Here is an 11,074-nt window from a genome sequence, read left to right on the forward strand (position 1 = left end):
ACGGTCCTCTCAGAAACTCATGTAGACGGACTTCAGTTCCGTCATGACGTCGAATGCATGCGTCGACACTTCGCGGTGGCCGTTTCCCGACAGGCGCATTCCGCCGAAGGGCACTCCAGACTCCGCAGCTGATGTTCCGCTGTTGACGTAGACCACGCCGGAATGGAGATCGGTGGCCGCGCGGTGCGCATAGTGCAGGCTTTGCGTGTAGATCGAGGAAGACAGGCCGTAGTCCGTACTGTTGTTCGCGGCGACCGCCTGCTCGTAGTCGTCGACGTCGATCACGGCGACGACCGGACCGAAGACCTCGGTCCGGGCGATCGCGTCGGTGGCCCTGACCCCGCCGAGAAAGGTCGGCTGGTAGAAGCTGCCATTCGGGTACTCCGCGAGCTCCGCCCGGGAACCTCCGCTGAGCACCTCGGCGCCGGCCTGGACGGCGGCGGTGACCAGCGAGGCCACCCGGTCCAACTGGGCAGGTGTGGCCAGCGGACCGAGATGCACGGCCGCATCCGTTCCATGGCCGAGCTTCAGTCGTTCGGTGCGGCGCAGGAGTTCGGCCAGCAGCGGCTCGCGCACAGACCGCTGCACAATCACGCGGCTCGCCGCGGTACAGCGCTGGCCGGACGTGGCAAAGGCTGACTGCATGATTCCGTTGGCGGCAAGGGTGAGGTCGGCGTCCTCGAGAACAATGATCGCGTTCTTGCCGCCGAGCTCCAATGAGACGGGGGTCAGGGTTCGGGCACAAGCCTCGGCGATCTCGATACCCACCGCGGTGGAGCCGGTGAATGCGACGGCGTCGACGCCGGGGTGGGTGGACAACCGGCGACCAGCGTCAATCTCGCCCCCGGAGAGGAGGTTGACTACTCCCGCGGGCGCGCCTGCCCTGACAAGCGCCTGCGTGAACAGGAGCGCGCTTCCGCTGATATTCGGTGCGGGCTTCCAGACGACGCAGTTACCGGAAACGAGGGCAGCGAAGATCTTGTACGCGGCAAGCGCGATCGGGAAGTTCCACGGCGTGATGCAGGCGACGACGCCGACGGGTTCACGCACGGTCATGATCGTCCGGTTCGCCGATGCCGACGGGAGCACCTCGCCGAGGGATCGAAGTCCCTCCCCCGCCATGAAGCGGCAGCTCGCGATCGTGGCGTCGACTTCCCCCAGCGACTCGGTGAGCACCTTTCCCATTTCCAGGGTCATGGTGCGGGCGAGTTCGTCCTTGACTGCCTCCAGCTCCTGGGCGACTCGGTGCAGCAGCCGCCCTCGGGCGGGCGCCGGCTCGCGCCGCCACGTCGGGAAGGCCAGCCGTGCGGCGTCGACGGCCGCGTCGACGTCGGCGGTAGTCGAGACGCCGTATCCCTCGAGCCTTTCGCCTGTTGCCGGGTCGCGGGTCTCGAATCGCGTCAGTCCGCTCGTACCCTGCCACGCGCCACCAATGAGATTTGCGCTGCTAGCTTCTGTCATGCCCTTGCCTAACTCACGTGCCGGAGAAAACCGCGGAGACGTTCGCTCTGCGGGGAGTCGAACAGCTGGTCCGGAGGCCCTTGCTCTTCGATCACGCCGTTGTGCATGAAGATGACTCGGTCGGCCACTTCACGGGCAAACTTCATCTCGTGCGTGACGACGACCATGGTCATTCCCTCGGCCGCCAGCTGTTTCATCACCTGCAGCACCTCGCCGCGCAGTTCCGGATCCAGGGCTGAGGTGGGTTCGTCGAAGAGCATGGCGCGCGGATTCATCGCCAGCGCCCGGGCGATGGCCACGCGCTGCTGCTGACCGCCCGAGAGCTTACGCGGGTATACGCGAGCCTTCTCGGCCAATCCAACCTTCGCCAGCAGTTCCGCGGCCAGGGTTGCGGCCTCCTTCTTCGGCATCCCGAGGACCTGGATTGGTCCTTCCATGACGTTTTCGAGCACCGTCATGTGCGGGAACAGGTTGAACTGCTGGAACACCATGCCGATTTCGCGACGGATCTCACTGATCGCACGTTTGGATCCGGTGAGGACCGTGCCGTCGATGAGGATGGTTCCCGAGGTGCTCTGCTCGAGGCGGTTCAGGCACCGGAGGAGGGTGCTCTTGCCCGACCCGCTTGAGCCGATGACCGCAACCACTTCACCGGACTTGACTTCCAGCGAGACCCCTCTGAGGACCTCGAGCTCATCGAATGACTTATGGAGGTCGATGACCTGGATGGCTGCTTCCGACATGCTTTCCTAACGCTCGCTCACGGACATGCGGAACTCGATCTTCCCCAGAATCCAGGACATCCCGGTGGTCATGACCAGGTAAATCACCGCGGCCACAATGTAGAACTCCATGTACGCGTAGTTCGTGGCCGCGAACCTCTGGGAGACCATCATCAGCTCGTTCACCGTCACCAGGGAAGCCAGCGACGACTCCTTGAGCATCGAGACGGCCTGGTTGCCGAGGGCCGGAATGCTCAGCCGGAAGGCCTGCGGCAGGATGATCCTGCGCATGACCTTGGCCGAGCTCATGCCCAGGGATTCCGCGGCCTCGATCTGCCCCGCGGGCACGGCCAGGATTCCGCCACGGAGAATCTCCGCAACGTACGCCCCGGTGTTGGCACCCAGCGCCAGCACAGCCGCCAGCATGGCCCCGAGCTCGATCCCGATTTGAGGAAGACCGAAGTACACGATGAACAGCTGAACGAGCACCGGGGTGCCTCGGATCGACCAGACGTAGAAATCCGCGACCCATCGGATGGGCTTGAACGGACTCATCCTGGCGAGTGCCGCGATGAGCCCCAGCACCAGGCCGAGCGCCGTGGCCAGCACCGAAATTTCGATGGTGACCAGGGCGCCCGTCAACAGGAACGGGAGGAACGGTGCGACGAGACTGAAGTCAAGCAAGGTTGTCTCCCATTAGCGAATGTCGGTTCCGAACCATTTGGTGCTGATCTTGAGGTACGTGCCGTCGTCCTGGATCTTCGCGATCGCGGCATTGAGCTTCTTGAGCAGGCCCGCGCTGTTCTTGTTGACCGCGATGCCCGCTGCAGCGTCGATGAGCGGAGTTCCGACGGCCTTCATGTCGTAACCTCCGACCTGGATGGCGTTGCCTCCGACCGGTCCGTCGGTCAGGAGCCCGTCCAGGCGGCCGTTCTTGACGTCCTCGAACGCAAGCAGGTCGGACTTGTAGGTGACGACATCCGCACCGAGTGCCCGTGCCTTCTCCTCGAAGGTTGTGCCGATGGCCACGCCGATCTTCTTGCCCTTGAGATCCTCGGGGTCGGTGATGGACGTGTCGGTCGGAGCGAACAGCTGAGAACCGGTGTGGTAGTACGGTTCGGTGAAGTCGACCTTCGCCTTGCGCTCCTCGGTGATCGCCATGCTCGAGATGATGATGTCGTACTTCTTGGCCAGCAGTCCGCCAAGGATGCTGTCCCACGGGGTGGCGACGTACTCGATCTTGACGCCCATGTCCTTGGCGAGTGCCTTGGTGATGTCAACGTCAAAACCGACCAGCTTGTTGTCTTTGTCGTAGTAGTTGAACGGAGGGTACGCGCCCTCAATGCCGACCTTGAGGGTGCCCTGGGCCTTGTCTTCGGTGGGAGCGGCGACGCTGCTGCTGCACGCGGCGACGCTGCCGACCAGCAAGACAGCCATAAGCGCTGCAATTGTTGTGCTTCTGATTTTCATAGTGCATTCCTTTCGTTGATGATCAGACTGCTTACTTCGACGTCGACATCGGTCAACGTTTGTTCCAGCACGTCGAGCATCAAGTCGATGTCAACGCGCTGGATCGTCAATGGGGGTGCGATGAGGAGATGCTGGCCACGGATGCCGTCGATGCGGCCCTTGCCCGGGTAGAAGATGGCGCCGTTCTGCATGGCCATCTCGTTGAAGGCTTCGGATGTGATGTGTCGCCGGCCCGGAACGTCGAGCAGATCGAAGCCGAGGAGCAATCCCCTGCCTCGCACCGGCCCCATGCGAGGCTGGCGCGCCTGGAGCTCGTCAAGCTGCTCGCGGAGGTAGCGGCCCTGGGTCACCACGTTGTCGAGCACGTCGTTGTCTGTGTAGTAGGTCAGCGCGGCGTTGCCGGCGGCCAGGCAGACGGGGTGGCCGCTGTAGGTGTAGCCGTGCCGGAACACGCCATCGCTGCGCTCCCGGATGACGTCGACGATTCGGTCGTGCACGATCATGCCCGACAACGGCGCATAGCCGCCGGTCACACCCTTGCCGAACGTGATGATGTCGGGGGTGACGCCGAAGTGCTCGACGGCGAAGTTCTTGCCCGTTCGGCCGAAGCCGGTCATCACCTCATCGATAATGAGCACGATGTCGTGCCTGTCACACAGCTCGCGCACCCGGCCCAGGTATTTCGGGTGAGGAACGACGGCTCCCTGCTGACTACCGACTATTGCCTCGCAGATAAACGCCGAGATGTTTTCGGCCCCGACCCGGGCGATGACTTGTTCGAATTCGCCGATGTAGTCAAACTGCTCGCCAGGGCCGCCGTCGTGGGGGCACACCGATTCCAGAGGCTCGTTCTCCGGCGCCGAGACATGGGGGTACGGCGCCAGCATGGGGCTGAAACTCGTCCGGCGCCCGACGTCCCCGCCGGCGCTCAATGCCCCCAGCGTATTACCGTGGTAGCTCTGCCACCGGCCGACGACCAGGTGTTTGCCCGGGCGCCCACTGTCGAGGTGGAACTGGCGTGCCAGTTTCATGGCTGCCTCGTTGGCCTCTGACCCACCGGAGGCGAAGTACACCGTTTCTAGGCCTTCCGGGGACAGATCGGCAATCCGGCCCGCGGTCTCGACCATGACCGGTGTCTCGAAACGCAGAGTGTGAGCGAACGCGACCTGACTTGCCTGCGCTGCCATCGCGTCGACTATCTCCTGGACGCCGTGGCCGAGGTTGGCGGCGACTGCGCCGGAGGAAGCATCCAGATAGGCTTTGCCGTCGCTGTCGAAGATGTAGACCCCTGCTGCTCGCACGGCCACGGGGTACTTCTTGAGCAGGTTTCGGTGGAACACATGGTCCCGGACGGGCGCCTCGGCTGGCGCTGCAACGTTGCTCACCAGCTCTGACTCCCTCGTCGAGTTTGTACGTCAGGCGAACATTATGTCGCCGTAGCGAACAGACTAAGGGGCCAGCGCGGGCAGAGTCAATACTCATTTGGGTAACGAATTTATCTTCAGCAACTCCGGCCGATTAGGGGCCCTGGCTACGCCGTCACTGCGGGCACCAACAGCCTTGACGCCGAGCGGTGGGCACGAATATAGTTCAGATGTCGCACAATCGTGCGACAAGCGAACATTATTCGCCACGTGGCGTGAACACCGGAGTTGGCATGAATCAGGCATTCATCTACGACGCCGTACGGACGCCATTCGGCAAGTCCGGCGGCGCGCTGGCCGGCCTGCGTCCGGACGACCTGGCTGCTCACGTAATCCAGGCATCCCTGTCACGCGTGCCGACATTCGATCCCGCCCTGATCGACGAAGTCGTTCTGGGCAATGCCAATGGCGCCGGCGAAGAGAACCGCAATGTGGCTCGGATGGCGACCCTGCTCGCGGGACTCCCCACGTCGATTCCCGGCACCACCGTCAACCGTTTGTGCGGCTCCAGCCTGGACGCGGCGATCATCGCTGCCCGTCAGATCGGCGTCGGGGATGCCGACGTCGTTCTTGTCGGTGGCACGGAGTCGATGAGCCGGGCCCCCTGGGTCGTACCAAGGACCTCCGAATCCGCCGACGGGGACGATCGCGACCTCGTCTCGACCGAGCTGGGCTGGCGTTTGGTCAACCCGAGAATGCCGTCCGAATGGACGGTGTCCCTGGGCGAAGCAACCGAGCAGCTCAGGGAGAGGTACGACGTCAGCCGCGAACGTCAGGATGCATTCGCCGCCCGCTCGCACCATTTGGCGGACTCGGCCTGGGCCAACGGCTTCTACGATGAGCTGGTAACGATGGTCCCCGACACGGCGCTCACCCGAGACGAGTCAATCCGGCCCGGAAGTACCGTGCAAAAGTTGGCGACGCTGTCCCCGGTCTTCCGCCCTGCGGGACCGGGGCCCTCGGCCGGCACGATCACGGCGGGCAACGCGTCACCGCTGACCGACGGAGCCTCCGCCGCCTTCCTGGGAAGCGAGGCGGCCGCCGACCTGCTGGGCCTGTCCCCCCTGGCACGTATCGCCGGGCGCGGAGCGGCAGCAACAGATCCGCAATTCTTCGGCTTTGCTCCCGTCGAGGCGGCAAACCGCGCTCTTGCTCAGGCCGGCGTCACGTGGTCCGACGTGGGCGCCGTCGAAATCAATGAGGCCTTTGCCGCCCAGGCCCTGGCCTGCATCGACGCGTGGGACATAGACCCGACGATCGTCAATCAGCACGGTGGGGCGCTCGCCATCGGCCACCCTCTGGGGGCCTCCGGCACGCGGCTTCTCGGCACGCTGGCGCGCAGCCTGCAGGCCAGCGGCGAACGGTGGGGCGTGGCGGCCATCTGCATCGGCGTCGGCCAGGGCCTGGCCGTTGTCCTGGAGAACGTTTCCCCCCGGCGGACGCCGACAATGGTGGGCGCATGCTGACCATCCACGACGATGTCGATGAGGCCGTATCGGAGATCACTGACGGCGCGATTGTCCTCATCGGGGGATTCGGCAAGGCCGGCCAGCCGATTGAGCTCATCGAGGCCCTGCTTCGGCGAGGGAGCCGCAACCTGACGGTCGTCAGTAACAACGCGGGGAACGGCACGGTTGGGCTGGCGGCGCTCATCGGAGCTGGGCGGGTCGCCAAGATCATCTGCTCCTTCCCTCGTCAGTCGGATTCAGAACTGTTCGACGCCAAGTTCCGTGCCGCCGAGATTGAATTGGAGCTCGTGCCGCAGGGAAACCTGGCCGAGCGGATCCGAGCCGCGGGGTCGGGAATCGGAGGTTTTTTCACCCCGACCGGTTACGGCACGATGCTGGCCGCCGGCAAGGAGACGCGCATGATCGACGGGCGCGGCTTCGTCCTCGAGAGTCCCATCAGAGCTGACTTCGCCCTGATCAAGGCGCTCAAGGCGGATGGAGTGGGCAATCTCGTCTATCGGAAGACGGCACGAAACTTCGGCCCGATCATGGCTTCTGCTGCCGCCCACACGATCGTTCAGGTTTCTGAACTCGTGGAGACGGGCGACCTCGACCCGGAGAACGTCGTAACACCCGGGATCTTCGTCAACAGCGTTGTCGTCGTCCCGGCCCAGGTCGCATCCAACGGTTCGACGGAGGTCGCACTGTGACTGAGAGATTGACCCGCAATCAGCTCGCCAGGCTCGTTGCCCAAGACATCCCATCAGGCGCCTACGTCAATCTCGGCATCGGCCAGCCAACACTGGTGTCGGACTACCTGACGCCGAGCCAGAACGTCACGCTGCATACCGAGAACGGAATGCTGGGTATGGGACCCGCGGCGGAAGGCGACGAACTCGATGAAGATCTGATCAACGCAGGGAAGATTCCGGTTACCGAGCTCCCTGGCGCTTCCTACTTCCACCACGCCGATTCGTTCGGGATGATGCGCGGCGGGCACCTGGATGTCTGCGTGCTGGGTGCGTTCCAGGTCTCGGTCGCCGGGGACCTGGCGAATTGGCACACGGGCGACCCGAATGACATTCCGGCCGTGGGCGGGGCGATGGACCTGGCCATCGGCGCCAAGGATGTCTTCGTCATGATGAACCTGCTCACGCGTGACGGGCGCAGCAAACTCGTGGAGGCCTGCACATATCCCCTCACGGGCGTCGGATGCGTCACCCGCATTTACACGGACATGGCAGTCCTTCTTGTCACCCCCGACGGAATCAGAGTGCGCGACACCCACGGCTGCACCTTCGAAGAACTTCTACGGCTGGTCGATTTGCCCCTGCTCGCGCCCGAACGTGAAAGTATGCTGAACGCATGATTGAGGGGACCATCTCCGTGGAAGAGCCAAACGTGCAGCGCACCAGTGACCAGTTTGTTCAATCCTTGGCGCGCGGACTCGCGGTCATCCGCGCTTTCGACGCTGACCACACGCACATGACCCTCACCGAGGTAGCCAAGCGGACAGATCTGACTCGGGCCACAACCCGCAGATTCCTGATGACCCTGGAGGAGTTGGGCTACGTCCGCTCTGATGGGAAGAACTTCACGTTGACACCGCTGGTCCTGCAACTCGGCTACGCCTATCTCTCCGGTTTGAGCCTCTCGCAGGTGGCCCAGCCGCACCTACAGGATCTTTCCACCAAGCTTTCGGAATCCACGTCGGCCGCCGTTCTGGACGGCGCGGATATCGTCTACGTGGCCCGCGTGTCGGCCCGACGCATCATGACGGTCGGCATCAATGTCGGCACGCGGTTCCCCGCGTATGCCACCTCCATGGGACGCGTGTTGCTCGCCGGTCTGTCCAGGGCCGAACTCGACGCGTACCTGAATTTCGTACCTCTTATCGCCCTCACGCCTCGGACCATTTCAACTCGCGGGGCTCTCCTCGACGAACTCCACAAGGTCAGAGCCCAGGGTTGGGCCATGGTTGATCAAGAACTCGAGGTAGGCCTCATGTCAATGGCCGCGCCCATCTACGACAGATCAGGCCGTGTTGTTGCGGCGGTCAACGTCTCTCTCCCGGCCCAAAACGGCATGAGCGGCAGAGAGTCAATCGACAAGGTTCGGGAGGCGCTGATCCATGCGTCGGAAGCGATTTCGACGGATATCACCCTCATCGGCGACGGTGCGGCGAAGGGGCCGGGCCGAATCTAGCGTGCCGCCTGTCCGGCGCTGAGGGTCCCGCGCGCGCGGCGTTCTTGAGTGCTGGATGTTCTGATCAGGAGCGATTCTCGGGTGGGCGCGTCCCGGGTCATCGAAGGTCAGGCCGTTTCAGCGGCTACGTCGACATATCCCAGATACTCGTCGGACACCCTGAACGTCGCGGGCCCGGCGTGGTGTCCGCGGTGTTCGCTGCGGTCGCGGCATCCGGCGAGGCCGGCGCGGAGCTTGAGCGAGTCGAGGGTTGGCCAGAGTGCGCGTTGGTGCCAGTCCACGAGGGTGGAGGAGGCTTTGGCGGAGCGGGTGTCGTACGCAGCCCGGTGCGAGACCATGAGCGCGGTGAGTTCTTCGACGGCGATGGGGTGGCGGTACCAGCATTCCGGGAGCCTGTAGCTGGGGTCGGCCAGGTTGGTGAGGTAGCGCCCGTCGAGCCAGGTGACGAATTTGCCGAGTTCGTCCCAGAGTTTGACGGCTTCGTCGTGGTTGAGTGCCGCCCAGTAGTAGGGCCCGCCAGCAGCCCGGAGTTCGTACATGTCGAAGAGGTCGGGAAGGATCGTTTCGACGTTGACGAGGCGGGCGTCGAGGCCTTCGATACTCATCGGGTCGAGGTCGTCGTCGTTCATGCGGTGATTCCCTCGAGCCCCAGGGACCATTCTTGGGACTGGTGCAGTTGGTCGGCGTCGGGGCGTTTCCACCAGGGGGTGAGTTGCACGATGGCTTCTTTCTCGCGGTAGAGAAGGAGGGCTTTGCCTTCGGGGATTTTGCGGATGTCTTCGACCTTCATCCGCCGCTCTTCCCGCTCACTCGTCGACGTGGAGGTGGTGCCCTGGCCGGCACCGTTACGCTGCAGGGATTTGCTGGTTTGGGTGACCTGGTGGGTGCCGATGAGTCGGGAGATCTTCTCGAGGAAGGTTTCGTCGGCGAGGCCGCCGAAGATGATTTTCGCGGCCGAGGATTCGAAGATCGTGGTGGCCGCTTCGGGCCCCCATTTCCCGACGAGCTGGGACATGGATTGGGCGAAGATCCAGGTGTGGAGGCCGCGGCCGCCGCCGTCGCTCATCAGGTTCGGCAGTTGCGGGAGCGGGGACACGTTGGCGACCTCATCAAGGACGAGCGTCATCGCAGTGGGCAGCCGGCCACTGGTCGTGTGCTGGGACACGCTCTTGGCTTCCTCGATGATCGCGGAGACCAGGGCGGTGATGATGGGCGCGGTCGAGGACTCGCGGGAGTCATCGACCAGGCAGTAGACGGTGTCGGTGGAGAGCACGAAGTCCCGGGCCCGGAACGATGCCACGGGCTCGTCGCCGTCCGCCTGGGCTGCCGGGCAGAGGAGGTCGAGCACGCGCGCGTCGGTGAGGGATGCGGTGATGCGGGAGAGGGTGGTTTTGGTGTTGCCGATGGTTTCAGGGGCGTCTTCTCGGCACCACTGGTCGAGTTCGCGGGCCCAGATCGCCCCGTTGGGTGAGAGGTCCCGAAGAATGGCGGAGGGTTCGTGGTCGTTGAAGTCTTGCGCCCACCGGACGACGTCGCGCATGTTCCCCCCGGGGATGAGCGCGGCGGCGTGGAGGAGGGAGCGGAGGATGATCTTCACGCCTTCGACGAAGTGCGCCGAGTCTTTCATCCCCGCGGACCCGGCCGGTCGGGCGTTGACGATCGCAGCGGCACGGGACTGGGCGGCGTCGGGGTTATCGCAGCCGGCGACCATGTCCCAGCGGGCTTTGCCCGGCCAGCGGGTGATGCCGTCGAAGTCGAACACGAACACGTGCCCGAGGTCGCTGCGTTTCTTGACCGTGACCCGGAACACATCGGCCTTTGTGGAGGTGGCGACGACGGCGCCGGCCGCGTCGACGATGCGGCCGATCGCCAGGTAGGCGCTCTTTCCCGCGCGGGGCGGGGCGATCGTGCAGGAGGTGTCCTCTTCCCGGATCGTGACGGGCTTCCCGTCCAGGTGCGCGAACGGGACGACCGCGGCGACCCCGTGCCCGGTGACCCGCTTCCGCAGCTCCGCGCCGGTGGACAGTTCAGCGCTCCGGGCGCTCTTCCGGCGGTCCCAGAGGATGAACGAGCCGCCCAGCGTCACGGCGACCACGACCACCCAGAAGCCCAGCCAGATGCCGAGCATTTTCGGGTCGGGCGGGGTGAGGCCGCGCCGGGTGAATCCGGCGTCGTTGCCCGTCATGGTCATCACGGCCGCCTGCAGGGTCTGGTCCAGGCGCAGCACACCGACACCGGTCCCGGCAGAGAGGAACGCCAGGTGCAGGGCGAGCACGACGGCCAGGATCAAGCCGAGGAGCAGCCAGGGTGGTTGGTTCTGCTGGGGTTGGCGCGGCGCGGCCAT

11 protein-coding genes are annotated in these 11,074 nt (G+C 64.5%); 4 read left to right on the forward strand and 7 right to left on the reverse strand.

Annotation, left to right across the window (positions count from 1 at the left end; translation table 11 throughout):
* Window positions 1-9: 9 nt before the first annotated feature.
* The 5 genes from E3O23_RS00795 to E3O23_RS00815 are packed head-to-tail and all read right to left on the reverse strand — an operon-like array spanning window position 10 to window position 5,038.
* Window positions 10-1,461 (reverse strand): aldehyde dehydrogenase family protein, encoded by a 1,452-nt coding sequence (locus E3O23_RS00795; protein ID WP_134486879.1) that lies wholly within the window; start codon window positions 1,459-1,461, stop codon window positions 10-12.
* Between the two features lie 8 nt (window positions 1,462-1,469).
* Entirely contained in the window at window positions 1,470-2,204 is a 735-nt protein-coding gene (locus E3O23_RS00800) for an amino acid ABC transporter ATP-binding protein (protein WP_134486882.1), read from the reverse strand.
* Window positions 2,205-2,210: 6 nt separating this feature from the next.
* On the reverse strand, window positions 2,211-2,867 hold the full coding sequence (locus E3O23_RS00805) for an amino acid ABC transporter permease (protein ID WP_134486885.1): 657 nt from the start codon (window positions 2,865-2,867) through the stop codon (window positions 2,211-2,213).
* Between the two features lie 12 nt (window positions 2,868-2,879).
* Window positions 2,880-3,620 (reverse strand): transporter substrate-binding domain-containing protein, encoded by a 741-nt coding sequence (locus E3O23_RS00810; protein ID WP_166790359.1) that lies wholly within the window; start codon window positions 3,618-3,620, stop codon window positions 2,880-2,882.
* 29 nt (window positions 3,621-3,649) lie between these two features.
* Window positions 3,650-5,038, reverse strand: coding sequence for an aminotransferase family protein (locus tag E3O23_RS00815; RefSeq protein WP_134486891.1), 1,389 nt, complete (start codon window positions 5,036-5,038; stop codon window positions 3,650-3,652).
* Between the two features lie 272 nt (window positions 5,039-5,310).
* On the opposite strand from E3O23_RS00815, the gene E3O23_RS00820 reads away from it, so the two are divergent.
* The 4 genes from E3O23_RS00820 to E3O23_RS00835 are packed head-to-tail and all read left to right on the forward strand — an operon-like array spanning window position 5,311 to window position 8,730.
* Window positions 5,311-6,543, forward strand: a complete 1,233-nt coding sequence (locus tag E3O23_RS00820) for a thiolase family protein (RefSeq protein ID WP_134487128.1) — start codon at window positions 5,311-5,313, stop codon at window positions 6,541-6,543.
* Entirely contained in the window at window positions 6,537-7,235 is a 699-nt protein-coding gene (locus tag E3O23_RS00825; RefSeq protein WP_134486893.1) for a 3-oxoacid CoA-transferase subunit A, read from the forward strand. The genes E3O23_RS00820 and E3O23_RS00825 overlap by 7 nt, the downstream gene beginning before the upstream one ends.
* An 8-nt stretch (window positions 7,236-7,243) precedes the next feature.
* Window positions 7,244-7,894 carry a 3-oxoacid CoA-transferase subunit B gene (locus E3O23_RS00830; RefSeq protein ID WP_277613868.1) on the forward strand — a complete coding sequence of 217 codons (651 nt, stop codon included), beginning with the start codon at window positions 7,244-7,246 and terminating at the stop codon, window positions 7,892-7,894.
* A complete protein-coding gene (locus E3O23_RS00835) occupies window positions 7,891-8,730 on the forward strand; it encodes an IclR family transcriptional regulator domain-containing protein (protein ID WP_134486899.1) in 840 nt (279 codons plus the stop codon). The genes E3O23_RS00830 and E3O23_RS00835 overlap by 4 nt, the downstream gene beginning before the upstream one ends.
* 107 nt (window positions 8,731-8,837) lie before the next feature.
* On the opposite strand, the gene E3O23_RS00840 is transcribed toward E3O23_RS00835, so the two are convergent.
* Window positions 8,838-9,359, reverse strand: a complete 522-nt coding sequence (locus E3O23_RS00840) for a hypothetical protein (RefSeq protein WP_134486902.1) — start codon at window positions 9,357-9,359, stop codon at window positions 8,838-8,840.
* The gene (locus E3O23_RS00845) at window positions 9,356-11,074 is read right to left on the reverse strand and encodes a type IV secretory system conjugative DNA transfer family protein (RefSeq protein WP_134486905.1); all 1,719 of its coding nucleotides are present in this window, start codon (window positions 11,072-11,074) and stop codon (window positions 9,356-9,358) included. The genes E3O23_RS00840 and E3O23_RS00845 overlap by 4 nt, the downstream gene beginning before the upstream one ends.

The sequence above is a fragment of the Cryobacterium tagatosivorans genome (genome assembly GCF_004402215.1).
Lineage (GTDB): Bacteria > Actinomycetota > Actinomycetes > Actinomycetales > Microbacteriaceae > Cryobacterium > Cryobacterium tagatosivorans.